Source organism: Aeromonas sp. QDB34 (assembly GCF_027705405.1).
Classification (GTDB): Bacteria; Pseudomonadota; Gammaproteobacteria; order Enterobacterales; family Aeromonadaceae; genus Aeromonas; species Aeromonas hydrophila.
Genome location: NZ_JAPDBT010000020.1, coordinates 1 through 23,168 on the forward strand (window position 1 = coordinate 1; position 23,168 = coordinate 23,168).

General features: G+C 63.6%; 24 protein-coding genes. 15 read left to right on the plus strand and 9 right to left on the minus strand.

The features are described from left to right. Positions 1 to 135: 135 nt before the first annotated feature. On the minus strand, positions 136 to 429 hold the full coding sequence (locus tag OKC29_RS18965) for a hypothetical protein (protein ID WP_011706880.1): 294 nt from the start codon (positions 427 to 429) through the stop codon (positions 136 to 138). Positions 430 to 643: 214 nt separating this feature from the next. Here OKC29_RS18965 and OKC29_RS18970 point away from each other — a divergent pair, with 214 nt between their 5' ends. The 8 genes from OKC29_RS18970 to OKC29_RS19005 all read left to right on the plus strand — a co-directional run bounded on the left by OKC29_RS18970 (position 644) and on the right by OKC29_RS19005 (position 6,363). After that, a complete protein-coding gene (locus tag OKC29_RS18970; RefSeq protein ID WP_011706879.1) occupies positions 644 to 844 on the plus strand; it encodes a YbfA family protein in 201 nt (66 codons plus the stop codon). Between the two features lie 359 nt (positions 845 to 1,203). Beyond that, positions 1,204 to 1,467, plus strand: a complete 264-nt coding sequence (locus OKC29_RS18975; protein ID WP_016351554.1) for a BufA1 family periplasmic bufferin-type metallophore — start codon at positions 1,204 to 1,206, stop codon at positions 1,465 to 1,467. A 71-nt stretch (positions 1,468 to 1,538) separates the two neighbouring features. Beyond that, a complete protein-coding gene (gene bufB, locus OKC29_RS18980) occupies positions 1,539 to 2,387 on the plus strand; it encodes an MNIO family bufferin maturase (protein WP_073351162.1) in 849 nt (282 codons plus the stop codon). Beyond that, on the plus strand, positions 2,380 to 3,135 hold the full coding sequence (locus OKC29_RS18985) for an HvfC/BufC N-terminal domain-containing protein (RefSeq protein ID WP_073351160.1): 756 nt from the start codon (positions 2,380 to 2,382) through the stop codon (positions 3,133 to 3,135). Before bufB ends, OKC29_RS18985 begins: the two co-directional genes overlap by 8 nt. Before the next feature lie 5 nt (positions 3,136 to 3,140). Continuing rightward, positions 3,141 to 3,584, plus strand: coding sequence for a DoxX family protein (locus OKC29_RS18990; RefSeq protein ID WP_042065681.1), 444 nt, complete (start codon positions 3,141 to 3,143; stop codon positions 3,582 to 3,584). A gap of 78 nt (positions 3,585 to 3,662) precedes the next feature. Continuing rightward, positions 3,663 to 4,124, plus strand: coding sequence for a GNAT family N-acetyltransferase (locus OKC29_RS18995; RefSeq protein WP_073351158.1), 462 nt, complete (start codon positions 3,663 to 3,665; stop codon positions 4,122 to 4,124). Positions 4,125 to 4,318: 194 nt separating this feature from the next. Then, positions 4,319 to 5,614: a methyl-accepting chemotaxis protein gene (locus OKC29_RS19000; protein WP_060390027.1), complete on the plus strand. Its 1,296-nt coding sequence runs from the start codon at positions 4,319 to 4,321 to the stop codon at positions 5,612 to 5,614. Between the two features lie 128 nt (positions 5,615 to 5,742). Further along, the gene (locus tag OKC29_RS19005) at positions 5,743 to 6,363 is read left to right on the plus strand and encodes a DUF3332 domain-containing protein (protein ID WP_043121349.1); all 621 of its coding nucleotides are present in this window, start codon (positions 5,743 to 5,745) and stop codon (positions 6,361 to 6,363) included. Positions 6,364 to 6,409: 46 nt separating this feature from the next. Here OKC29_RS19005 and OKC29_RS19010 read toward each other — a convergent pair whose 3' ends face one another. The 6 genes from OKC29_RS19010 to OKC29_RS19035 form a co-directional block, all read right to left on the minus strand. Then, the gene (locus tag OKC29_RS19010) at positions 6,410 to 7,468 is read right to left on the minus strand and encodes an FUSC family protein (RefSeq protein WP_073351155.1); all 1,059 of its coding nucleotides are present in this window, start codon (positions 7,466 to 7,468) and stop codon (positions 6,410 to 6,412) included. Positions 7,469 to 7,531: 63 nt separating this feature from the next. Continuing rightward, positions 7,532 to 9,277, minus strand: a complete 1,746-nt coding sequence (locus OKC29_RS19015; RefSeq protein ID WP_073351154.1) for a bifunctional molybdopterin-guanine dinucleotide biosynthesis adaptor protein MobB/molybdopterin molybdotransferase MoeA — start codon at positions 9,275 to 9,277, stop codon at positions 7,532 to 7,534. Then, positions 9,274 to 9,912, minus strand: coding sequence for a molybdenum cofactor guanylyltransferase MobA (gene mobA / locus OKC29_RS19020; RefSeq protein ID WP_073351153.1), 639 nt, complete (start codon positions 9,910 to 9,912; stop codon positions 9,274 to 9,276). Before mobA ends, OKC29_RS19015 begins: the two co-directional genes overlap by 4 nt. Continuing rightward, positions 9,884 to 10,579, minus strand: a complete 696-nt coding sequence (locus tag OKC29_RS19025) for an energy-coupling factor ABC transporter ATP-binding protein (RefSeq protein WP_005303221.1) — start codon at positions 10,577 to 10,579, stop codon at positions 9,884 to 9,886. Before OKC29_RS19025 ends, mobA begins: the two co-directional genes overlap by 29 nt. A gap of 115 nt (positions 10,580 to 10,694) precedes the next feature. Further along, positions 10,695 to 11,396: an ABC transporter permease gene (locus tag OKC29_RS19030; protein ID WP_073351152.1), complete on the minus strand. Its 702-nt coding sequence runs from the start codon at positions 11,394 to 11,396 to the stop codon at positions 10,695 to 10,697. 67 nt (positions 11,397 to 11,463) lie between these two features. After that, the gene (locus OKC29_RS19035) at positions 11,464 to 12,306 is read right to left on the minus strand and encodes a substrate-binding domain-containing protein (protein WP_073351150.1); all 843 of its coding nucleotides are present in this window, start codon (positions 12,304 to 12,306) and stop codon (positions 11,464 to 11,466) included. Positions 12,307 to 12,554: 248 nt separating this feature from the next. Between OKC29_RS19035 and OKC29_RS19040 the strand changes: the two genes are divergently transcribed. After that, positions 12,555 to 13,910: a sigma-54-dependent transcriptional regulator gene (locus tag OKC29_RS19040; protein ID WP_073351148.1), complete on the plus strand. Its 1,356-nt coding sequence runs from the start codon at positions 12,555 to 12,557 to the stop codon at positions 13,908 to 13,910. 31 nt (positions 13,911 to 13,941) lie between these two features. Further along, positions 13,942 to 16,035, plus strand: a complete 2,094-nt coding sequence (locus tag OKC29_RS19045) for a sensor histidine kinase (protein ID WP_073351146.1) — start codon at positions 13,942 to 13,944, stop codon at positions 16,033 to 16,035. A gap of 144 nt (positions 16,036 to 16,179) precedes the next feature. Here the strand turns inward: OKC29_RS19045 and OKC29_RS19050 are convergent, their stop codons facing one another. Both OKC29_RS19050 and OKC29_RS19055 read right to left on the minus strand, forming a co-directional pair. After that, on the minus strand, positions 16,180 to 17,046 hold the full coding sequence (locus tag OKC29_RS19050; RefSeq protein ID WP_162275750.1) for a helix-turn-helix transcriptional regulator: 867 nt from the start codon (positions 17,044 to 17,046) through the stop codon (positions 16,180 to 16,182). 89 nt (positions 17,047 to 17,135) lie between these two features. After that, positions 17,136 to 17,993 carry a formate dehydrogenase accessory sulfurtransferase FdhD gene (locus tag OKC29_RS19055; RefSeq protein ID WP_073351145.1) on the minus strand — a complete coding sequence of 286 codons (858 nt, stop codon included), beginning with the start codon at positions 17,991 to 17,993 and terminating at the stop codon, positions 17,136 to 17,138. Positions 17,994 to 18,220: 227 nt separating this feature from the next. On the opposite strand from OKC29_RS19055, the gene OKC29_RS19060 reads away from it, so the two are divergent. The 5 genes from OKC29_RS19060 (at position 18,221) to OKC29_RS19080 (ending at position 23,101) form a co-directional block, all read left to right on the plus strand. After that, a complete protein-coding gene (locus OKC29_RS19060; protein ID WP_073352541.1) occupies positions 18,221 to 19,063 on the plus strand; it encodes an AbiJ-NTD4 domain-containing protein in 843 nt (280 codons plus the stop codon). A 398-nt stretch (positions 19,064 to 19,461) separates the two neighbouring features. After that, entirely contained in the window at positions 19,462 to 20,040 is a 579-nt protein-coding gene (locus OKC29_RS19065; RefSeq protein ID WP_073351141.1) for a DUF3305 domain-containing protein, read from the plus strand. Continuing rightward, positions 20,033 to 20,635 (plus strand): DUF3306 domain-containing protein, encoded by a 603-nt coding sequence (locus OKC29_RS19070; RefSeq protein WP_164470744.1) that lies wholly within the window; start codon positions 20,033 to 20,035, stop codon positions 20,633 to 20,635. Before OKC29_RS19065 ends, OKC29_RS19070 begins: the two co-directional genes overlap by 8 nt. 104 nt (positions 20,636 to 20,739) lie before the next feature. After that, a complete protein-coding gene (locus OKC29_RS19075; RefSeq protein WP_073351138.1) occupies positions 20,740 to 22,470 on the plus strand; it encodes a 4Fe-4S dicluster domain-containing protein in 1,731 nt (576 codons plus the stop codon). 10 nt (positions 22,471 to 22,480) lie between these two features. Further along, positions 22,481 to 23,101 carry a TorD/DmsD family molecular chaperone gene (locus OKC29_RS19080; RefSeq protein WP_017409114.1) on the plus strand — a complete coding sequence of 207 codons (621 nt, stop codon included), beginning with the start codon at positions 22,481 to 22,483 and terminating at the stop codon, positions 23,099 to 23,101. The last annotated feature ends 67 nt before the right edge of the window (positions 23,102 to 23,168 follow it).

Consider the following 23,168-nt stretch of genomic DNA (forward strand, 5'->3'; position numbering starts at 1 on the left):
GCGCGTTAGCAAAGCGGTTATGCAGCGGATTGCAAATCCGTTTAGTCCGGTTCGACTCCGGAACGTGCCTCCATATTATCTTCGTTTCATTTCTTACAGCATTTCATCACACCAGCTTGGTGTGGATCACTCTGCTCAATATCCTTGCTGTAACAACAGCTGCTCACAGCCCTGTTGCTGCCACTCTCGTTCCAGATAGCGGTTGACCTGCGTCAGGTCCTGTCCCCGGTATTGAAACTGCACTTCAGCCGAGTGTTCGGTCACATCCATCATCTTCTGTTTCAACTGGCCGCATTGCCACATGCTGACGGTTGGTGCTCCCTTGTAGGCCAGCGTGATGCTGTCGGCCTGGTTGAGCTGCCAATCCTGCCATTCCGACCAGAGCAGCAGGCCCAGTATCCCTATGATCGCCATTTCTGCGGGTTTCATCGCACCGACTCCATCTTGAGTGCCAACTCATTAAATCTGGTCGACGGGAGCTGCTTTGCCAGCTTTTGTTGCTTGTAAGTTAATGGATGTAACCCAATTTCACTTTAAGGCTTTTAAGGGATCTTTTTGCAAAAAAATGGGAATCTTGGTGTAGTAATCCTACAAATTGTGGAGTAATCTTTGCTCAGTGGTCTTACCAGTAAGGAGTTCTATCATGTTTCATCCCTATTCCCTGACTCAGATAATTCTTCGTCGCATCTATGTGCTGCTGGTGGGTATGCTGGCCTTCCCCGTGATGCTGTTTCGCAGCGATCGGGCCCGTTTCTACAGCTATCTGCACCGGATCTGGAACAAGACCAGCACCAAGCCGGTATGGCTCAAGATGAGCGAGCGTGGCGAGCGGATCTTCTACTAAGTCAGGTTTCAATTGAAAAAGACAGCTGCGGCTGTCTTTTTTGTCATTAAGTATCGACCGTCGATGCCTGCACGGTTGTATCGTGCCAATCAAACCCCGCCCTCTGGCGGGGTTTTTTATTGCCTGCATCCCTGGGATTGGCGGTGGCAGGGTGGCGCAGTGCACATCTTCATAGCGAAAGAGCATTTAAAATGGGAATGAAATAACCATTTAAAAAACAGCCTGTTACCAATTGTGTTTTTTATAGATGTGCCGATTTTGCATTTTTTTTGAAATCAATTCGTCGGCGCTCCGGTTCTATGGAGGGCATCCGGTCGTGACCGATCGGGCACACCACACATAATCAGAAGGAACAGAGAATGAACGTTAAAAAGAGCACTGCCATTGCCTCCGCCATGACCGGTCTGCTGGCCCTCGGCGCCCAGTTCGTCGCCGCCCCGGCCATGGCTGCTGATGAAAAGGAGAAGTGCTACGGGGTGGTGAAGGCGAGCAAGAACGACTGCGCGACCAAGACCAGCTCCTGCGCCGGTACCGCCAAGATGGATGCCCAGGGTGACGCCTTCGTGGTGGTGCCCAAGGGGCTGTGCGAGAAGCTGGCAGGCGGCTCGCTGCAACCCAAGTAAGGCTGGGTGCCACGGTGTTGCCTCAGGGGCACCGTGGCCTTCTTTTGGCTGGTTTGCAGCGAGGCTTTGCGATGAACCCCTTGATTGGTATTGGATTGCGCACGCCCCATTACGACGAGATATTGCGCACCCTGCCGGCGGTTGGCTGGCTGGAGGTGCACAGCGAAAATTACTTTGAACGTCACAGCCGGGGGTTTCAGGTGCTGAGCGAGCTGGCTAGGCACTATCCCGTCAGCCTGCACGGCGTCGGCATGTCCTTGGGCTCGGCCGATGGGCTCGATCTTGATCACCTTGCCAGCCTCTCGGCGCTGGCCCGCGCCATCAAACCGGTGCGCATCTCGGAGCACCTCAGCTGGGGCAGCATTGGGGGGCGCCACTTCAACGATCTGCTGCCGGTCCCCTATACCCGGGAGGCCTTGCTCACCATGAGTGACAAGATCATGCAAGTACAGGAGGCGCTCGGCTGCCGGCTGCTGATCGAGAACCCCTCTTCATACCTGCAACTGGCGGGGGAGATGCCGGAGTGGGAGTTTCTGGCGGAGCTGCAGCGACGCAGCGACTGCGCCATCCTGCTCGATCTCAACAACCTCTACGTCAGTGCCTTCAACCACGGCTTTGCATGCCGTGACTATCTGGCCGCCATCGACATCGCCACGGTGGGCGAAATTCACCTGGCCGGTTTTACCGATCAGTCCCTGCCGCAGGGGCACCTCTATATCGATACCCACAGCGCGCCGGTGAGCGAACCGGTGTGGGCCCTCTATGAGGAGATCTGCCGCCAGCGCGCCATTCCCACCCTGATCGAGTGGGATCTCGAGATACCGCCGCTCCCCGTGCTGTTGGCAGAGGCCGAGCGCGCGAGCGCCATGCTGGACGCCGCCATGGCCACCCATCTTGCGCCGGAGGCCGCCCATGTCTGAGCTGGCTCGCCGGCAGCAGCAGTTTGCCGAGGGGCTGCTTGGCCAGCGCGAGGCCATCCTGCCCCACATCCACTCCCGTCTCTTTACGGCGGATGCCGTGCTGCAGGTCTATCGCAACCACTTCATCCTGAGCCTTGGCGAGGTGCTGGCGGGCAGCTACCCGGCCGTCAAAGCCATGGTGGGGGAGGCGTTTTTCGACGCCGCGGCGCGCGGCTTCGTGCTGGCAGAGCCGCTCTACGAAGGGAGCGTGATGCACTACGGCGCCGGCTTCGGCGACTGGCTTGCCCGGCTGCCGACCACTGCCGAACTGCCCTGGCTGGGGGAGCTGGCCCGCTTCGAGTGGGCACTGGAGCGCACCAGTCTACTGGCTGCCGAGAAGCACCGCTGGCCGGCCGAACGGGTGGCCGCCCTGTCACCAGCGGCCTGGCAGACGCTGGTGCTGATCCCGGCCTGCGATCTGTCTCTGTTCGACAGTCCGCACTCGGTTGATGCCCTCTGGCAGATGGCCCTGCACGAGGGAGAGACAGTGCAGGATCTGGCCGCTCCCGCCTGGCTAGCCCTCAAGAAACAGCCCGACTGTCGGGTCTTGCCGCTCAGCCTGAGCGAAGGAGAGTGGCGCCTGCTGGATGGCTGCCGCCAGGGCATTGCCCTGTCGGCCCTGCTGGCACGGGACTATCAGGCTGCAGAGTCTCTGACCCGCCTCGTCACCCTGGGCCTGCTGGTCGATGTGACCTCAACGCTGGAGTAAATTTGATGACAAATCACAAGTGGACACTGATGCAACCGGTGGGCCCCGCCGTTCCCTGGTGGCTGAGCGGCGCCCTGTTGCTGCTGGCCAGGTGCTGGGTGGCGGCGGCCTTCTTTCGTTCCGGCTGGCTCAAGCTGAGCGCCTGGGACAGCACCCTCTATCTGTTCGAATTCGAGTATCAGGTGCCCCTGCTGCCCTGGCAGTGGGCGGCCTGGCTTGGTACGGCCACCGAGCTGTTGCTGCCGGTACTGCTGCTGGTCGGGCTCTTTACCCGGCCGGTCGCCGCCCTGTTGTTTGCCTTCAACATGGTGGCGGTGATCTCCTATCCCACCCTCTGGGCCGGCGGCTTTTACGATCACCAGCTGTGGGGCTGGATGCTGCTGACCCTGGTCGTCTGGGGCGCGGGGCCGCTGGCCTGGGACCAGTGGCGCCTTGCCAGGCGGGCGTGAAGTCCCCACACTGGCGCTTTGATCAGGTGCCCGCGGGGGGCCTGTTCACCTCAACGAGCGTCACAAGGAGAAGCGCCGATGATCATTCGTCAGGCAACGCAGGCAGACATTCCCGCGCTGGTGACCCTGCGCATGGCACTGTTTTGCGAGGTGGGGGAGCTGAGCGAACCGCTGGCCGACCTCGATCTCTGGCAGGCGACCAGCCGCTACTTCAGCACGTCGCAGGCCGAGGAGAGCGCCCACTCCTGGGTGGCGGAAGTGGATGGCGAGGTGGTGGCGAGTGCGACCCTGGCCCTCTTCGTGCGCCCGCCCTATCCCGGCAACCTGGCGGGGAGGGAGGGCTATCTGCTCAACATGTATACCCTGCCGGCCCACCGCCGGCAGGGGTTGGCCGGCGCCCTGCTGGATCAGATGGCGGACTATGCCAGGGCGCAGCAACTGGGTCGGGTCTGGCTGCATGCCAGCGACGAGGGACGCCCGCTCTATGAGCGGATCGGTTTTGTGGCCAATCCGTCTTACCTGGAGTGGCAGCCCGGGTGATCCCTCGCCGGGCCTTGCACGTATCAGGCGCAGGCTGCACTGCGAGCCCCTCGCCGGTTGTGGCAAAATCTCGGCCGAATTCTGATCGCACCACTGTGCTCAACTAAGATCAGCCTCAACAGGCTTGTGCCGGTTCACCCTAGCGCCGAGTCTTGTGCCCGTATCCACCTTGTCAGTACAGAGGTATGACATCCATGTTCAACAACAAGCTGAAGGCGCAGTTGCAGGCCTGCCAGGCACAGCTGGCCGAATCCCAGGGCTTCGTGGAGGCGGTCAAGGAAGGGATCGCGACCATCATGTTCACTCCGGATGGCGAGATCCTGGAGGCCAACCAGCCATTCTTGAACCTGATGGGCTACAGCGCGATGGAGTTGCAGGGGCAGCACCACCGGATGTTCTGCAGCCAGGAGCTGACCCGTTCTGCCGATTACCAGCAGTTCTGGGCCCAGCTCAAGCAGGGCCGGGTCAAGTCCGGCATCTTCTCGCGCCTCAACAAGCGGGGCGAGGTGCTCTGGCTAGAGGCGAGCTACTTCCCGGTCAAGTCGCAGGGACGGGTGACTCAGGTGATCAAGATCGCCAGCGACGTCACCGCCAAGCATCAGCAATTGCTGCGTCAGGAAGCGATCACCAAGGCGCTGGAACGTTCGCTGGCGATGATCGAATTCACCCCCAATGGCGACATCATCTCGGCCAACGCCAACTTCCTGAGCTGTGTCGGATATACCTTGAGCGATCTCAAGGGACGCAATCACCGCATGTTCTGCGATGACGCCTTCTATGAGGAGCACCCCCGCTTCTGGGAGGAGCTGGCTCAGGGCCAGTTCAAGTCCGGGCTCTTCTTGCGGCGCAACAGCCACGGCGAGGCGATCTGGCTGGAGGCCACCTACAACCCGATCCGCGACGAAAGCGGCAAGGTGAGCCGGGTCATCAAGTTTGCCAGCGACATCACCGAGCGGGTCACCAAGAGCCACGCGGTGCGCGATGCCGCCCAGGTGGCTCATGCCACGGCGCAGGAGACCCTGCGCAGTGCCGAGCAGGGGGCGGATCTGCTGCGCTCTGTGGTGAACACCTCGTCGCTCATCAGCGAGCAGGTGGACAAGACCATCCTGCTCATCAATCAGCTCAACGAGCAGTCCAAAAACATCGAGGCCATCGTCTCCACCATCAGCAGTATTGCCGATCAGACCAATCTGCTGGCCCTCAATGCTGCCATTGAGGCGGCTCGGGCCGGGGATCAGGGGCGCGGTTTTGCGGTGGTGGCCGACGAGGTGCGCCAGCTGGCGGCACGCACGTCGCTCTCCACCGACGAGATCGCCAAGGTGGTGCAGAAGAACCGCGAGCTGACCGCCAGGGTGACCGACGACATGGCCAGGGTGGCCGGCAGTGCCGAGCTCGGCAAGCAGCAGATCGACAAGGTCAACGAGGTGATGGCGGAGATCCGGGAGGAGGCCAACAACGTCTCGGCGACCGTCTCCAGCCTCTCCATCTGATGCCGGTCAGGGTGCCTGTCTCGCCAGAGGCGGGCTGTCATCCTGACCGTTATTTCAACAGGCTGTATGAATGGTGAGCAGTCGATATCCCAGTCTGAACCCCCGCTGTATCGCTCCCTGCTTGTGAATTGCCCGCTGGCGGCGGCCTGTTTAGGCTTGCCGCCTCATTATTTCTGGAGCAAGCGAAGACGATGGCAACGAGAAGACATGGCAGGGCACTGGCGCTGCTGGCGGGCATGGTGGCAAGCGTGGGGCTGAGCGGCTGCATGGGGCAGATGGGGCTCTCCTCCATGGTGACCAAGGGCAACCTCAGCGTAGTGGACAACCGTTACGGTCGGGCCGGGGTTTTCGTCCTGCTCTCGCCGGTGTACGGCCTGGCGGCCACCGCCGATCTGTTCGTGTTCAATACCATCGAATTCTGGTCTGGCAAGAACCCCATCACCGGCAAGTCGCCGGCGCTGGTGGATCAGAAGCTGGACGCCCTGATCAAGGTCAATCAGCACCTGGATCCGTCCCTCAACAAGGTGCCGCTGGCCATGCTGCCGCAAGGGGTGCGCGAGGTGGAGGTGAGCTACCCGGACGAGCGCACAGCCCAGATGGAGGTGCACTACCTGGACGGGCGCAGCAGCCTGATGCGTGGCGAAAAGCGCGGCGAGCTGCTGGACATCTACTTCGACGGCCGGCTGGTGTCGACCCTGACCCCGGCCCAGCTGGACGAACTGGCCAGCCGCCACCCCGCGATGGCCTGACGTCACCGGCCTGCAACGACAACGCCCCGCTTTGCGGGGCGTTTTGCTATGGGTGGTTCTGGCTGCGGGGCGGGTGCATCACCAGACCCAGCAGCCGGCGCAGGTGGGTGAGCTGTTCGGTGAGTTGCAGGTTGAGCCACAGATAGCCGCTGATGGCGGCCTCGCCGCCGGCGTCGATCCGCACTCTACCGGCCGCCTCCTGCAAGCGGCTGATGGCCAGCTCCGAGCCCTGCAGCTCGCCGTTTTTGAGCATCAGCGCCAACTCGCTCATCAGCGCCTCGGTCGCCTGCTGGCAGGCGCGCAGCTCCGGGGTGCTCTGCATCAAAAAGTGGCTCTGGCGATCGCGCCAGTAGGTGTTGGCCAGCATCTCCAGGGTGCAGAGGGTGTTGCGCATGGTGGTCTGGATCGCTTCGAACAGGGCGCTGCCAAGGCGGGTCTCCTTGACGGCCGGGGTCAGCAGGGGGCGCAGACTCACCATCTTGGAGAGCAGTCTGGCGTGGCTGTGGGCGAGCCGTGGCCGCTCCAGCACGTTGGGGGAGAGGTGGGTGTGATAGAGCCGCTGGGCCTGCTGCAGGGTGTCGTGCATCTGCAGTCGCCAGTGGCTGTAGGCGCGCTGGGGATAGATGCTGCAAAACAGCAGCGCCAGCAATGAGCCCAGGATCACGTCGGCACTGCGCCACAGGGCGGTTTCGATGTCGCCGGGCATGGCCCCCATGGTGACGCCGAGGGTGATGCCGATGAGCAGCCCCACGTAGGGGCGCTTGCCGAGTGCCAGATAGCCGCACAGAAACATGATGCAGCCGCACCACAGCAGCATCAGCGGCAGGGAGTAGAGCTCGAGATAGAGCGCCACCACCCCGCAGCTGGCGCCGAAGATGGTGCCGACCACCCGCTGCAGGGCGCGCGACAGCACATTGCCCCAGAAGGAGATGGGGCCCATTACCACCACCAGGGTGATGAGGGGCCAGGTGCTTTCCGGCAGCTTGAGCTCGCGGGTCAGCAGAAAGGTGAGCATGAAGGCGAGCGCGATGCGCAGGCCGTGGACGATGCGGTAGTGACCGTAGATCAGCAGATCGAGTCGGGAGAGGGGGGCATTCAGGCGCAAGGGACAAGCCTCGGATTCATGGGGGCAGCCACCCCGCCACGCCCGGCGGGGTGGAGACCGGTATCAGGCCACTCGTCCCTGGAGTGGGTGGATCCAGACCCGCTCGCCGACCGCGATGGCCGGCTGGGCGGGGACGATTTCAATCAGGCAGTTGGCATCGGCCATGGAGCTGAGAATACCGGAGCCCTGCGGCCCGGTAGTGCGCACCCGCAGCACGCCGCTGGCATCCTGATGGAAGATGCCGCGCAGGAACTCGGTGCGCCCCGGCCGGCTCTTCATCTGCTGCTCGGCCAGCGCCGACAGGCGCAGCGGCTGCCACACCCGGCCCTGCAGGCGGGCGATGGCGGGCTCGACGAATTGCAGGAAGCAGATCATGGCGGCCACCGGGTTGCCGGGCAGGCCGAAGAAGGGGGTCTGCCCCAGCTTGCCAAAGGCGAGCGGGCGGCCCGGCCGCATCTGGATGCGCCAGAAGGCTATCTGGCCAAGCTCGGCCAGCACCTGCTTGATGAAGTCGGCATTGCCCACCGACACTCCGCCCGAGCTCAGCACCAGGTCGGCGTCGGCCGCGGCCTGTGCCAGCTGCTGGCGCAGAATGGCGGGATCATCGGGGATGATGCCAAGGTCCATCACCTCGCAGCCGGCCCCGGCGATGAGCGCCATCAGGGTGAAGCGGTTGCTGTCGAAGATGTGGCCGGGGGCGAGCGTCTCGCCCGGTGCCTGCACCTCGTCGCCGGTACTGAACAGCGCCACCTTGAGCGGTGCGCGCACCGTCAGCGTTGCCTGCCCCAGAGAAGCCGCAAGCCCGAGCTGAGGGGCGTCGAGGCGGGTGCCGGCTGGGATGGCGACCGCGCCCAGCGCCAGATCTTCGCCGGCCTGACGCACGTTCTGCCCCGCCTTGACGGGGGCGCTGACGCTGACCCACTCACCCTCAAACTCAGTCTCTTCGCGCATCACCACGGTGTCGACGCCGGGGGGGAGCGGGGCGCCGGTCATGATCTGCACCGCCTGTCCGGCCAGTACCGGCTCGCTGCGCGGCTGACCCGCCAGCACTTCTCCCACCAGCTGCCAGCGGCCGGCGGCGAGATCGTCGCTGCGCAGGCCAATGCCGTCCATCGCCGAGTTGGCGTGGGGCGGCACATTGATGGGGCTGACGAGGTCCCCCGCCAGCACGGCGCCGTGGCAGCGGGCGAGCGGCAGGTCGATGCTGCGGGTAGAGGGGGCGAGTGCATCAAAAATGGCCTGGCGCGCCCCCTCGACCGACAGGAAACCGGCCCCCGGCGCCTGCTCCTGCTGCCGGCTCTGCGCCAGGTAGGCGCAGACGAAGTCGGCGATGGCGTCCAGATCATTGATGTCGAGCCGGGGCAGGGTGGTCTCTGTGGGCTGATCGCTGGCCACGGCGATGATGTCGCGATCAAGCGGGAACAGCAGCGGCTTGCCGATGGCGGCGCGGTGCAGCTCGATTTTCGGGAAGTGCTCGTGCTTGAACCCTTCCACCAGCAGCAGGTCGAGGCTGCGCTGATCGAAGCTGGCCAGCAGCTCGCGAAAATCGGCCTCACCCAGATCGGTCTCGATGATGCGGGCGTGACGGCGGCGGGAGGCCACCATCATCTGGCTGGCACCGGCCTGGCGCAGGCGGTGGCTGTCTTTGCCCGGCTGGTCGATGTCAAAGTCGTGGTGGGCGTGCTTGAGCACCCCGAGGCGCAGACCGCGGCTCACCAGCAGGGGGATGAGCTGCTCGAGCAGGGTGGTCTTGCCGGTGCCGCTCCAGGCGGCAAAGCCGAGCAGGGGCAGGGTGGGGGCCGGGGTCATGAGGTGGCTCCTTGTCCGGTCGCGGAGTCTGGCAGGCGCGCCTCGTAGGCGGCCAGCTCGTCCGGGCTGTTGAGATTGATGAAGGCATCCGGCTGGTCGGCAAAGCTCACCACCGCCATCTGGTGGCGGGCAAACCAGATATCGATTTTGCGCTCCCCTTCGGCCAGCGCGGCGGACAGGGAGAGGAGCAGGGACTTGTGCAGCAGGGCCACCACGGGTTGCAGCCAGTCGCCGTCATGGGCCACCACCAGCTCGGTCGTCGGTGTCAGGGCGGCGCGAAAGCGCGCCATCAGATCGCGGGGCAGGGCGGGGCCGTCGCAGGGTACGAACAGCACCCAGTCGTGGCGGGCGGCGGCAAGGCCGGCCTGCATGCCCGCCAGCGGGCCCAGATAGTCGGGGTTGTCGTCGCCGATGACCGGGGCCAGCGCCTGGTAGCGGGCCTGGCTGCGGTTGGCGTTGATCAGGATCTCGTCCACCTGGGGCCTCAGTCGGTCAAGCACGTGGTCGATGAGCGGGCGGCCCGCCAACTCGACCCAGCCCTTGTCGGCGCCCCCCATGCGGGTGGCGCGGCCGCCGGCCAGCACCACGGCGGAGACGGGAAAGCGGTCAGTACGAGGTTCGCTGTTTGAGGTCATGTCGCTCGATGATTTTCAAAGGAGTGGGTTCGTGCAGCCGGCCCCGGGCGAGGGTCCATTGCCGCTCGCACAGGTCGGTCAGATCGTTGCTCTGGTGGCTGATGATGACCAGGCCGCTGCCCTGTTCCCGCAGATCTTGCGCCATGGCGGCCATCAGGGCAACCGAATGTGCATCCAGATTGGCGGTGGGCTCGTCCATCAGCAAAAAGGCGGGCTGCAGCGCCCAGGCGCGGGCCATGGCCAGCCGCTGGCGTTCGCCGCCAGACAAAATGCTGATGTGCTCGCGCGCCAGGCTCTCCAGTTCGACCCGGCGCAGCGCCTCGAACACCCGCACCTCGTCGGCGGCGCGATGGCCGAGGGCCCAGGCCACGTTGTCGTGTACGCTGCGATCAAACAGGTAGGGGGTCTGGTGCAGGTAGGTGACCCGGCCCGGCCCCGGATCGCGCTTGAGCCACTGACCGAGCTTGCCGCGCCAGCCAGAGGGGAGGTTGGTGTGGCCCCGGGTCGGGGTGAGCAGGCCGGCCAGGATCTTGAGCAGGGTGGTCTTGCCCACCCCGTTCGCGCCGCGCAGCCAGATGGCGTCGCCGGCCGCGATGGAGAGCTGCTCAATCTGGAACAGGTCGCGCTCGCCAAAGCGCATCATCAGCTGGTGGGCGGTCAGGGCCATGGCGTACTCCGGTGGATGGACGGTGGGGGCATGGTCAGTTCTTCACACAACCGTGACCGGGACAGCGGTGGGGTCAACAGCATTTGGCTATGGATAATAGTGCGCTGCGCCATGGTCAGTTCTTCAGATAGCTGTGACCACGGCACGCGGTCAGCAACAGGTTGAGCAGCAGGGCCAGGGCCAGCAGCACGATGCCGAGCGCCACCCCCTGGGTGAAGGCCCCTTTCTGGGTCTCCAGCGCGATGGCGGTGGGAATGTTGCGGGTGAAGTGCAAAATGTTGCCCCCCACCATCATGGAGCAGCCCACCTCGGTGACGATGCGGCTGAAGGCGCCGATCACCGCCGCCAACAGGCCGAAGCGGCACTCGCGCATCAGCCCGAGCAGCGCCCTCGGCCAGGAGAGCCCCAGGGTGCGGGCGGTCTCCCAGGCGCGCCGATCGCTCTGCACGAACGCGGCGTGAGCCATGGTGGCGATCACTGGAAAGGCGATCAGCATCTGCCCCACCACCATGGCCTGCTGGGTGAACAGCATCTTCCAGTCGCCGAAGGGGCCGGCCCGCGACAGCAGCATGTAGAGCAAGAGGCCAATCACCACGGTCGGTACCGACTGCAGGGTATTGATGCAGGAGAGCCAGAGCCAGCGCGCCGGGATCGGCAGATAGGCAAGCGCGAAGCCGAGCAGCAGGGCCGGCAGCAGCACCAGCCCGAGCGCGAGGCCCGATACCGAGAAGGAGACCCCCACCACCTGCCACAGCTCGGCGTTACCGCTGAACAGCAGCGCCAGGGCCGCCAGTGTGGTTTCGATCAGGGTCGGCACCGGGCGCCTCCGTCACTCAAGATGGCGAGGGGCGCCAGGGGCAGGTCGAGCAGGGGTGGCCGTGGCATCACTGCGGCTTGGCGTCGGCCACGAACAGCGGCTGGCCGGCCACCTTGAAGTCACCGATCAGCTGCTGGCCATGCTGGGAGACCAGCCAGTTCTTCAGGGTGCGGGCCCCTTCGGTGTTGAGATCCGGGTAGCGCTTGGGGTTGACCAGGATCACCTGGTAGGGGTTGAACAGGCGCTTATCCCCCTCCAGCAGCACGGCGAGATCCAGCTTGCTCTGGTAGGCGAGCCAGGTGCCGCGGTCGGTCAGGGTGTAGGCACCCAGCTCCGAAGCCATGGTCAGGGTCGGCCCCATGCCCTGGCCGATGGACTTGTAGCCGGCGAACTCAGGCTTGACGTCGGCCGCCTGCCACAGGGTCTTCTCCTTGATGTGGGTGCCGGACTCGTCCCCGCGGGAGATAAAGGTCTGCCCCTTGTCCTTGATGGCCTGCAGCGCCTTGGCGGCATCGTGCAGCTTGGCCAGACCCGCCGGATCTTTCGCCGGGCCGACGATGACGAAGTCGTTGTACATCAGGTGCTCCGGCTCGATGCCAAAGCCCGCCTCGACGAAGGCCTTCTCGGCAGAGGGGGCGTGGGTCATCACCAGATCCGCGTCGCCGTTCTCGCCCATCTTCAGGCTCTGGCCGGTACCCGCCGCCATCACCTGCACCGGGTAGCCGGTCTCCTTGGTGAACTGGGGCAGCAGCCAGCCCAGCAGGCCGGACTGTTCGGTGCTGGTGGTGGTGGCGAGGCGGATGGGCGCCTTGGTCTCGGCATGGCTGGCAGCGCTCCAGAGCGGCAGGCTGAGCAGCAGGGCGGAGGAGAGGGCAAGGGCGAGGCGTTTGCGCACTGTGGCTGTGATCATGATGTCAGGGTACCCGGTGATGGAGAGAGGGCAGGACTAAGCAAGCAGGGTGCCAAGCTGACTGCATGCTTTGTTTGGCCCGGTTTTCAATGTGAAAACAGTCGGTTAAGCGCACTAATTGCGTGATGGCACCGTCGCTTTTAATAAACGGAGTTGGCACTTGCGGCCGGTTAGCGACAAAATGTCCCACAGTTTATAAGGTCGGTGGGACAATCCCGGAACCTTGTCGAATCTGAGGTACTTTTTTCATGACTGCACCCGCCAGCCGCTGGTCCGCCCTCTCTTTACTCATCGTCGACGACGAACCCGGCATGCGCAGCTTCCTCGCCAAGGCGCTGGCCCGCCGCTTCGCCCAGATAGAGACGGCCGCCAGCGTGGAGGAGGCCGAAGCCCTGCGCTGCCGCCTGCATTTTGATCTCATCATCGCCGACATCCGCCTGCCGGGACGCTCCGGCATCGAGTGGCACGAGGCCATCGACCCCGCCACCCGGCGCAGCGACATCATCTTCATGACCGGTTTTGGCGACATGGAGACCGCCCTCAAGGCGCTGCGGCTCGGCGCCAGCGACTTCATTCTCAAACCCTTCAACCTGGATCAGATGGTGCAGGCGGTGGACCGGGTCATCGAGCGCCGCCAGATGGAGCGGGAGAACCTGCTGCTGCGCCGGGAGGTGAGCAAGCTGTTCCCGCCCACCCTGATCGGCGACAGCGCCAAGACCCGCGAGCTCAAGACGCTGATCTCCCGGGTCGCCCCCTCCAACGCCGCCGTGCTGGTGGAGGGGGAGTCCGGCACCGGCAAGGAGCTGGTGGCCCGCGCCCTGCACCAGCTCTCTGGCCGGATGGGGGCCTTCGTGCCGCTCAACTGCGCCTCCATCGCCCCCGAGCTTTTGGAAAGCGAGCTGTTCGGCCACGTGCAGGGGGCTTTTACCGGCGCCCGCAAGGGGCGCGACGGCCTGTTCCGGGTCGCCCACCAGGGCACGCTGTTTCTGGACGAGATCGGCGAGATGCCGCTCGCCATGCAGGCTTCCCTGCTGCGGGCGCTGGAGCAGAAAGCCATCCGCCCGGTGGGGGCCGAGCGCGAGCTTTCGGTGGACGTACGCATCGTCGCCGCCACCAACCGCAACCTGAAGGCGGAGGTGGAGGCGGGCCGTTTTCGGGAAGATCTCTTCTATCGCCTCAACGTGGTGGCGCTGCCGGTGGCCCCCCTGCGCGAACGCATCGACGACATCCCCGCCCTGGTGCACCACTTCACCCGCCAGCTCACCGCCGAGATGGGCATGGGCGCCCTGCACTGGACCCACGAGGACGTGGTAGCCATGCAGGCCTACCCCTGGCCCGGCAACGTGCGCGAGCTGCGCAACCTCATCGAGCGCTGCCTGCTGCTGGGCAAGCCCCCCGCCGAATATTGGCAGAGCGCCAAGCCGGCCGAGTCGGCGCGGGGTGAGGAGGGCTATCCGCTGGAGTGGGCGCTGGCCGAGGTGGAGAAGGCGCACATCCTGCAAGTGGTGGCGAGCCATGATGGCAACAAGTCGGCCGCTTCCCGGGTGCTCGGGGTGGCGCGCAAGACCCTGGAGCGCAAGTTCAAGGAGTGGGCCATCGAATGAGCCGGCTCGCCCCTTGCCGCCGGAGTGAGTCATGAGGCTGGCGCAGATCCCGGGGTTGCTCAGAACCAAGGTGCGCTGGCGTCTGCTGCTGCTCACCTCGGTACCCATCATGCTGACCCTGGCCGGCATGATCGGGCTCACCCTCTACTGGACCCTCACCTACAGCTGGCAGAACCTGCTCACCACGGTGCGCAGCGACCTTGGCGTGGCCCACCACGCGGTGAGCGTGCAGCAGCAGCGCCAGGCCGAGCACCTCGAACACCTGCGCGATGCCTGGGCCTTCCAGCTGCAGCTGCGCGAATCCCCCGCCCGCTTGCGCCAATGGGTGATGCCGCTGGCCGCCAACTACGGCCTCGATTTTTTGCGCCTGCGCAGCGGTAGCGAGCTGGATCTGCTGCCAGCGCAGGATCGTGCGGCCCTCGCCGCCGGGCGCAGCGTCAGCCACTTCGTGGTCTGGTCGCGGGAGCAACTGCTGGCGCTCTCGCCGGCGCTGGCCAGCCGCGCCGTGCTGGAGCGGGAATATGATCCGGTGGCGGGGCAGGAGACCCGCGGCCTGGTCAGCCTCTCGCTGACCCCGGTGATGGGGCGGGACGGCAGCCTCTGGGGCGTGCTGGAGGGGGGCGAGCTCATCAACGGCAGCACCCGGCTGGTGGACGAGCTCAAGGGCCAGGTGTTTGCCAAGAACACCCTGCCGGCCGGCAGCATCGGCACCGTCACCCTGTTTCTCGGCGATCTGCGGGTGAGCACCAACGTGCCCGCCAGCAGCAGTCGCCAGCTGGGGCGGGCGGTTGGCACCCGGGTGTCGGCACCGGTGCGCGAGCAGGTGCTGGGACGCGGTGAGCCCTGGATTGATCGCGCCTTCGTCCACGACGCCTGGTATGTGTCGGGCTACGAGCCGCTCTTGGGCGCCAATGGCGAGCGCATCGGCATGCTCTACGTCGGTTTTCTCGAGTGGCCGATCATCCGCACCTACCTCACCAACCTGCTGGAGCTGGGCTCCGGCGTGGTGGTGTTGCTGCTGCTCTCCGGTCTGCTGGTCTATCGCGGCGCGCGGGACTTGTTCACCCCCATCGAGCGGATGCACAAGGTGGTGCGTCAGGTGCAGGCGGGTCAGCCGGCCCGCATCGGCGTGCTGGCCCTCGACCCCGATCACGAGCTGGCCCAGCTCGGTCGCCAGTTCGACGCCATGCTGGACCAGCAGGCGGCGCACCAGCAGCAGCTGGCCCGCAGCGCCGACGAGCTGGAGCAGAAGGTGGCCGAGCGCACCCAGAGCCTTGAGCAGAAGACCGCCGAGCTCGAACACCACATCCACATGCTGACCCAGGCCCGCCAGCAGCTGCTGATCAGCGAGAAGCTGGCGGCCCTCGGCGAGCTCTGCGCCGGGGTGGCCCACGAGATCAACAATCCGCTGGCGGTGATCCTCGGCAACGTGGAGCTGATGAAGCTGGAGCTGGGGGAGGCGGCCGCGCCGGTCAGCGAGGAGCTGGCGCTGGTGCTGGCCCAGATCGAGCGCATTCGCGCCATCACCCGCAGCCTGCTGCAATATTCCCGTCCCGGCGACTACGAGACGGCGCCGGTGTGGCAGCACCTCACCCCCATCATCGAGGAGAGCCTGACCTTGGTGCGCTCCGCCCTGCGCCAGCAGCAGGTGAACCTGGTGGCCGATCTCAGGGCTCAGCAGCCCATCGAGGCGGATCGCCAGCAGCTGCTGCAGGTGCTGATCAACCTCTTGGTCAACGCCAGCCATGCGCTGGGGGAGCAGGGGGAGATCCGGGTCGAGAGCTGCGACTGGCTGGATGGCGCCGGCCAGTTGCAAGGGGCCGAGGTGCGGGTCATCGACAATGGCAGCGGCATCGAGGCGGCCATCATCGACAAGATCTTCGACCCTTTCTTCACCACCCGCGCCACCGGCACCGGGCTGGGGCTGGCCCTGAGCCACCGCATCATCAGCCGCTGGGGCGGGGAGCTGTTGGTAGACTCCACCCCGGGGCAGGGCAGCTGCTTTACCATCCGCCTGCGCAGCCACGCCCGGCTGGCCAGCGGCGGCGAGCGCGACCGGCTGGAGGGGTGGCGCATCGCCCTCAACGCCGAGGGGCGTGAGGCCGGTGGCGACCACCCGCCTTAACCACGCCAGTCACAAAAAAGCCCGCCGGACTTGAAGGGCGCGCATTGCCCTCAATGGGGAGGGGGTGATTGTTGAGCTTCAGAGTGGGGCACAAAAAAGCCCACCAATCTTGGCGGGCTTTTTTGCAGGTAGGTGAGGGGATACTTACTGCGGGCTCCACACCAGCTTGCCGCTCTGGCTCAGGTCATAGCCGCCGAGGCGGGCCGCCAGCTCGCGCCCCTCGGGGGATTGCAGCCAGCCGATCAGCTGTTGCAGCAGGGTGCGAAAGAAGACCCCCTGCGGCATCACCAGATCGAAGCACTCCTGGGAGAGCGGCATGAAGTCGAGGCCAAACTCGGTGGCGGTGCTCTGGGCGCCGGGCCCGACGTCCGCATCGCCCCGGCTGATGGCGGCGGCCAGCTCCCGCTCGCTGTTGACCTCGAGGGTGCGCTCCAGCCGGGTCAGCGACTCCCCCTGGGTTTGCAGCCACTCCTGCAGGGCGCGCTGGCTGCCGGCCCCCTCCTGGCGCATGGCCCAGCGCCAGTCGAGCGCCTCTTTCGCCTCCTTGGGTTGCAGCCCTTGCCGCAGCACCAGCCCCTGCACCCGGCGAAATCCATGAACGATCACCCATTGCCGGTGACCCTGATACTGCTGCACCAGCGCGGGGTGGCGCAGGTGGGCCTCTTCGGCCTGGCCCCAGTGGATGGCGCAGAGATCCACGTGGCCGCGCGCCAGCATCGCCAGCCCCTGGCGGGTGCCGCACGGGGTGTAGCCCACCAGTGCCTGGGTGCCGAGCTGCTGGGCCAAACGACTGCTGGCGTAGTGCAGCAGCACATCGTCCGAGCCCGCCAGCAGTAGCCGGTCGTTCATCACCCCCTCGTGGCAGCTGCCGAGCAGCCAGCGATCGAGCAGGGATCGCGGAAACAGCCACTTGCCGGTCGCCTTGGTAGCGGGGATGCGCGCCTCGTTGGCGAGCTGGTAGACCTTCTTCTCGTTGAGATCGAGGTATTCGGCCACCTGCTTCACATTCATAAACTCGTTCATGGCTTGCGTTTGGCCCTCTGGCTGGTCTGATCGAGATACAAGGCGATCTGTTCGGCACTCATCAACTCGTTCATGGCTTAATCCCGCATCCCGCGACCGGCCGAACTTGGCGCCAGCACCGGCGGCTTCTCGTCCAGCACGAGATGGTCGTGGCCGCTGAATACCTCGAAGTGGCGCCCCTTGGCGCGGGCAATCATGGTGATGCCGAGCTGGCGGGCGAGATCCAGCCCCATCTGGGTGACGCCGGAGCGCGACAGCAGCACCGGAATGCCCATCTGCGCCACCTTGATCACCATCTCCGAGGTGAGCCGCCCTGTGGTGTAGAAGATCTTGTCGTGGCCAGCCTCGCCGCGCATCCAGAGCTCGCCCGCCAGGGTATCCACCGCATTGTGGCGCCCCACATCTTCGACAAAGGAGAGGATTTCGGCGCCACGGCAGATGGCACAGCCATGGACGGCGCCCGCCATCTTGTAGGTTTCGTTATGGGCCGACAGCGCCTTGAGCAGGGCATAGAGGGTGCTCTGTTTAAGCTCGGGCGCCGCCAAGACCACCCCTTCGAGCTTCTTCATCACGCTGCCATACATGGTGCCCTGACCGCAGCCGGAGGTGACCGTCTTCTTCTCCAAGGATTTGTCGAGATCGTCGGCCTGCTGGCTGCTCACCACGGCGGCGGCCTCGCTCTCCCAGTCGACAATCACCGACTCGATGGCTGCAATATCCTCGATAAAGCCCTGATTTTTCAGATAACCCAGCACCAGCGCCTCGGGGCGGGCCCCCAGCGTCATCAGGGTTACTATCTCCTTCCAGTTGAGGTAGACCGTCAGTGGCCGCTCACAGGCGATTTGGCGGGTTTGCAGCGTGCCCTGTTCATCCATCACCTCGACGGCCATGGTGAGCTGGGCGGCTGCATTGCTTTTGATAAAGGTCGGTGTCATGGGCCCCTCGCGACCGGTTGCCGGGATCTAAGGGGAGAGATACAGCAAGTTTTGTTCCAGATTATTGCTTGAATAGACATGGTTATGAACTTATAGATCTCAACTCAATGTAAATTCGAGAGTCATAAAAAGAATAGGAAAATTATCTGGACAAAATGTTAATTATTTATAGCATGATGACACTTTTGTTTTTATGTTTCATGTTAGTGATCTGTCCTGGGGGGTGTATGTTATTTTCGAAGCGTAAAGGGTTGACAGTTATTCGTGACACAGTTCAAAAAAACAGTATGGATGATGCACTCAGGTATGGGTTATGGAATGCAATGCACATAAACATTTGGGAGGAAATTCAATATAACCACTACAATACATCATTCAATAATACTAATTTATATGGTTTATTTCAGTTGTATTGGCATGATTACTTTAAATACCCTCTAGATAATCTTCCGGGTTATTTCGATGATGCTCATGGTAAAGTAAGAAAATATTTTTTTGAATGTGAATGGTATGAAGCGTATGACTTTATTGAATTCACAGCTCAGAATTGCCCTGATAGTCTTTCAAAAAACTTTATTGTTTTTTGTAACCATATATTAGAAAAAGAATTATCTGGCTATCGCTTTGTTGGTGAGCAACTTACCGATATAACAAATGCAGAGGAGCTCGAGAGTGTTGATTTAGCGATAAATACTACAACAAAGTACACTGGGGCCAATAAGCACTTACAAACAGCGGTAGAATATTTGTCTGATCGTAAATCGCCAGATTTTAGAAACTCAGTAAAAGAATCAATTAGCGCCGTGGAATCAATTTGTATGGCGGTGTCAGGTGATCCTAAAGCGACTCTGGGAGTTGCATTAAATACAATAGAAAGCAAACATAATTTACACCCGGCTTTCAAGAGAGCACTTTCAAGTCTATATGGATACACTAGTGACTCTGATGGGATAAGGCATGCTTTGCTGGAGGAAAGTAAAATTAGCTACAGTGACGCAAAATTTATGCTTGTCGCGTGCAGCGCATTCGTTAATTATGTATTGGGAAAACTCGGAGAAAAAAATCAATAAAGTATCTTCTATATGCAACTTCTCATGTTGAGCTAAATCTTAGGCCGGTGTTAAACCCGGTAAAGCCCAACGTTTACCGCGAGCAATTTCCAAAGGCAATAATCGGATAATTCAGCATTATTCGATTATTGCTATTCCCTCAATCAGGCTCTGGCGGATTACTCTTACTCCGCATATTGGGCTTCGCTGCGCTCAGCACCAACCTACGCCCGCGCCAACCCATACTCCGCACGACGTCCCAACCCGCATCAAAGCCCCCATCGGCCACCAGACCCGCCTTGGCCCCACTCTTGCTAAGTCTTATCCCATTGATGGCCGTGGCCGCCATGAATCTCCTGCTGCGATCCGCCCCGAACGGGGTGGTTCACGGGGGAGGGCGGCCCGGCAGAGACCTTCTGATGGGAGCCGTGACAGTGCAAGAGACAACCAAACCCCTCTCCCCGCAGCGCTGGCTGCAGCTGGAGTTAAAGGCCATCGACAGCCAGGTTGGCCGCTGGCAGAGCCGCCGTTTCGAGATTGCGGCGCTCCATCCCGCCGAGCCCGAGGCTGCCGGTGCCTTGCCCCTTACCCTGTTTCGCGATGAGCGGGGGGATTATCGCTTCAATTTGAGCTCCGGCTCGCCCCGCCTCTTTGTCACCGGAAGCCGCGTGGACAGTGGCTTTGTGGCCGATGGCCTCACCCTGAGTCAGACCGTGGCCGCCGCCTATATGGATGGCGAGCGGCAGGTGCTCTCCTGCCCGCTGCCCGAAGCGCTGCAAGCCTGGGTGGAGGCCTTTATCGGTCGTCACGGCGAGCTGCTGGAGGCCCGTCGCAAGGGCAAGAAGGGCAAGGGGCGGGCGCAGGATCAGCTGGGGGTCGATAGCCAGGATCAAGCCAGCTGCGGCGCCGTCAAGGCCACCGGCCCCGATGGTCGCGAGCGTGGCAGCGACGCCGGAGCCAGTGCCGGAAACAAGGCCGGAAACAGCGCCCATGAGTGAGTTCCTCAAGCGCTGGTCGTCGCGCAAGAGTGAGGCGCGCAAGCATCAGGTATTGCAGCCACGGGAAGAGGTCATTTCCGAGACTGTTGCCGCCCCTATCGAAGGCCATTGCGAAGGTGAAATGCCAGATACGGAGCTGGATGGCCGCGTAGTCAGCACTGACAAGGGGAGTGATGTTCCTCTCCCCCTCGAAGGGGACAAGCCGCGCGGATCAGAACCCCAAATGGCCTCCTCAGAGAAGCCGGCACTCCCCAACAAGGAGGCGCTGCGGGCCATGTTTCGCAGCCACAAGCCGGATGGGCTCGACGACTACACCCAGGATTTCAGCCAGCCCGAATTGCTGCCAGCAGCCCTGAGCGCCGGGCTGCGCAACTGGCTGGTGGAGCAGGCGACGGCGCCGGATGACGAAGCGCCTCACTTATCCTCCGCCGCACCCGAACCGGCGACGGTGGCCGCCACGGCCATAACCAGCGAGCCGCAAGGGTTGGCTGATAACCATTCTCAAACCCCCACCGACGATCGGGACATTTTGGTTGACCATGATGGACAAAATGTCCCAACCAAGGGTGGGGGAATGGAGCATTTGGGATCCTGACTCCCTGCCAGTCACTTTTTTCCTGGGGGAGTTGGCTCGGCTCTTGCTCTCCCAGCTGACCAACAAGCACGCCATCCCACGAGGTGGCGCGCACAGGAGTGCATGTGAGCATCGAACAACCCATAACAACATCCGTCACAACTCTGACCGCCGATGGCGTGGCCGCGCGCAACGAACGTGCCCGCGCCCATGCCCTGCAGCATACGGTCAAGACCGACAACTTGATTCCGGCCACCGTCTCTTACCAGAGTCAGGGGCGCCTGCTGCTGGTCGGCCCGGAAGACAGCATTCGCCGCGCCGCCAGCCTGCTGCCCCAAGGCGTGATGCCGACCCTGCTGGTGACCGAGTCGGTCCACGATGCCGAGGCGGCGGATCTCGAGGCCATCTTCGAGGCTACCGCCACCCTGGATGCCCTGACCCTGCGCGAGCCGAGCCTGACCGGGTATCTCGGCCAGTTCCAGCTCACCGGCCTCAATGGTCAGGGTGAGCGTATTTCTCTGGCTGCGCTCTGTTTTCCACAACAAGCGACGGTCGGTAGCGAACCGTGCTTCGATCTGGTTGCCGATCTGGGCCGCGCCCCGCTCTTTGCGCTGGAGCGTCCGCCGGTCGGTTATCTGCATCTCTCCGATGATCAAGGGCTGGCCGAACGGCTCACCGAACTTTGTGCGCTGACCGGTATCTTCGACAAGCCGCGCTATTTTCGCCTGGACCCCGAGGCCTGCGCCTTTACCGCCCGCGGCGTGCCCGGTTGCAGCCGCTGTCTCGATGTCTGCCCGACCGATGCGCTCAAGCCCATCAATGGGCGCATCCAGATCGATCCCCATCTCTGTCAGGGCTTTGGCAGCTGCGCCTCGGCCTGTCCGACCGGGGCGATTGCCTATCACCAGCCCGATGCCAATACCAGCGGCGACTATCTGTTCCGTTTGCTCAAGCACTACCGGGAGGCGGGGGGCGACGCGCCGCAACTGCTGATCGCCGGTGAAAGCGAGCGGGAATGGGTGGAAACGGAACTTACCCGTTTGCCCGCCAACTGGCTGCCGGTCTGGGTGGAGGAGAGCGCGAGTCTAGGCATCGAGAGCTGGTTCGCCGCCCTTGCCTATAGCGCCAGTGCGGTGCGCATTGCGCTCGGTGACGATGCCCCCGCCAGCGTCCGCGCGCTGGTTGAGCGGGAGCTGGCGAGCGCCGCCGTGCTGCTGGCGGGCGCCGGCCTTGCTGCCGATCGCATCGCCCTGTTTAACCCGGATGTCGAACTAGATAAGCCGCTCTTCTGTGAGCCAGCCGTTGCCCTGCTGGACAAGCCGCTGAAAGGGGACAAGCGGGAGAACCTGTTCGCCGCCTTCGATGCGCTTTGGCAAGCCAACAATGGCGGCCGCGAGCCGCTGACGGTGCCCCACGGCGCCCCTTACGGCAGCGTCGAGCTCAAAGACGCTGACTGCACCCTCTGCATGGGCTGCGTGGCGGTCTGCCCGAGCCGCGCCCTGCATGCGGTGGGCCATGCCCCCGGTCTCAACTTTATCGAGCAAGACTGCATCCAGTGCGGCATGTGCGAAAAGGCGTGCCCCGAGCAGGCCATCGTGCTGGTGCCCCGCCTGCAACCCGTGCCCGAGGCGCGCCGCGCCGTGCAGAGCCTCAAAGCCGAAGAGGCGGCCTGCTGCATTCGCTGCGCCAAGCCGTTCGCGCCGGCCTCCCTTATCCGCCGCATCCAGCAGAAACTGGCCGGTCACTCCCACTTCCAGAACGAGGCCGCCCAGCGGCTGCTGATGTGTGAAGACTGCCGGGTCAAGGATGTGTTTGCGGCGCTGGCGGCGGATCCCGTCTCCCAGCTCAAGGTGTGAGGGGACTCTGATGACTGAACAACGCAATGACTACCCGGAGGCGCCGGCAATGACCGACCTGGATCGCAATAGCGCCGACATGTACGCCCTGCTGGCGAGCCTCTGGCGCGCCGCCCCCCGTGGCGAGCAACTCGCCTGGCTGCAAGGCCTGCAAGCCATGCCCGGCCCCTTTGCCAGAGGGTTGGGGCTGGTGCAACTGGCGGCCAGCAGCCACCACGAGAATGAGCTTGCCGAGGAGTACCAGGATCTCTTTATCGGGCTGGGGCGCGGGGAAATAGTGCCGTTTGCCTCCTGGTATCTCACCGGCTCCCTGATGGAGCTGCCACTGGCGGTGCTGCGCGCCGACCTGCAGTCGCTCGGTTTCGAGCGCCAGAGCGGAGTGTGTGAGCCGGAAGATCACCTGGCCGCCCTCTGTGAGGTGATGGCGGTACTGATTGCCGAGCAGCACCCGGATCGCAACCGCTTCTACGAACGCCACCTTGCCCCCTGGGTACTCGCCTGCTGCCGCGATCAGCAACAGGCGAAAGGGGGCAGCTTCTACCGGGCGGTCGGGGCGCTTGCCGAAGACTTTTTCAAACTGGAACAGGAACTGCGCCTGCCCTTTGGCAGCCCGGTGGTGACGCAGCCATGACGCTGCGCCACCCACTCATAGCAAAACCGGCTCACCGCAGCCGACCATAACAACAGAGGTCACAGAA

Excerpts from the sequence above, each read along its gene's own strand:
- OKC29_RS18965 (WP_011706880.1), bottom strand. The coding sequence starts at position 429 with ATGAAACCCGCAGAAATGGCGATCATAGGGATACTGGGCCTGCTGCTC.
- OKC29_RS18970 (WP_011706879.1), top strand. The coding sequence starts at position 644 with ATGTTTCATCCCTATTCCCTGACTCAGATAATTCTTCGTCGCATCTAT.
- OKC29_RS18975 (WP_016351554.1), top strand. The coding sequence starts at position 1,204 with ATGAACGTTAAAAAGAGCACTGCCATTGCCTCCGCCATGACCGGTCTG.
- bufB (WP_073351162.1), top strand. The coding sequence starts at position 1,539 with ATGAACCCCTTGATTGGTATTGGATTGCGCACGCCCCATTACGACGAG.
- OKC29_RS18985 (WP_073351160.1), top strand. The coding sequence starts at position 2,380 with ATGTCTGAGCTGGCTCGCCGGCAGCAGCAGTTTGCCGAGGGGCTGCTT.
- OKC29_RS18990 (WP_042065681.1), top strand. The coding sequence starts at position 3,141 with ATGACAAATCACAAGTGGACACTGATGCAACCGGTGGGCCCCGCCGTT.
- OKC29_RS18995 (WP_073351158.1), top strand. The coding sequence starts at position 3,663 with ATGATCATTCGTCAGGCAACGCAGGCAGACATTCCCGCGCTGGTGACC.
- OKC29_RS19000 (WP_060390027.1), top strand. The coding sequence starts at position 4,319 with ATGTTCAACAACAAGCTGAAGGCGCAGTTGCAGGCCTGCCAGGCACAG.
- OKC29_RS19015 (WP_073351154.1), bottom strand. The coding sequence starts at position 9,277 with ATGACCCCGGCCCCCACCCTGCCCCTGCTCGGCTTTGCCGCCTGGAGC.
- mobA (WP_073351153.1), bottom strand. The coding sequence starts at position 9,912 with ATGACCTCAAACAGCGAACCTCGTACTGACCGCTTTCCCGTCTCCGCC.
- OKC29_RS19025 (WP_005303221.1), bottom strand. The coding sequence starts at position 10,579 with ATGGCCCTGACCGCCCACCAGCTGATGATGCGCTTTGGCGAGCGCGAC.
- OKC29_RS19035 (WP_073351150.1), bottom strand. The coding sequence starts at position 12,306 with ATGATCACAGCCACAGTGCGCAAACGCCTCGCCCTTGCCCTCTCCTCC.
- OKC29_RS19040 (WP_073351148.1), top strand. The coding sequence starts at position 12,555 with ATGACTGCACCCGCCAGCCGCTGGTCCGCCCTCTCTTTACTCATCGTC.
- OKC29_RS19045 (WP_073351146.1), top strand. The coding sequence starts at position 13,942 with ATGAGGCTGGCGCAGATCCCGGGGTTGCTCAGAACCAAGGTGCGCTGG.
- OKC29_RS19050 (WP_162275750.1), bottom strand. The coding sequence starts at position 17,046 with ATGAATGTGAAGCAGGTGGCCGAATACCTCGATCTCAACGAGAAGAAG.
- OKC29_RS19055 (WP_073351145.1), bottom strand. The coding sequence starts at position 17,993 with ATGACACCGACCTTTATCAAAAGCAATGCAGCCGCCCAGCTCACCATG.
- OKC29_RS19060 (WP_073352541.1), top strand. The coding sequence starts at position 18,221 with ATGTTATTTTCGAAGCGTAAAGGGTTGACAGTTATTCGTGACACAGTT.
- OKC29_RS19065 (WP_073351141.1), top strand. The coding sequence starts at position 19,462 with ATGGGAGCCGTGACAGTGCAAGAGACAACCAAACCCCTCTCCCCGCAG.
- OKC29_RS19070 (WP_164470744.1), top strand. The coding sequence starts at position 20,033 with ATGAGTGAGTTCCTCAAGCGCTGGTCGTCGCGCAAGAGTGAGGCGCGC.
- OKC29_RS19080 (WP_017409114.1), top strand. The coding sequence starts at position 22,481 with ATGACTGAACAACGCAATGACTACCCGGAGGCGCCGGCAATGACCGAC.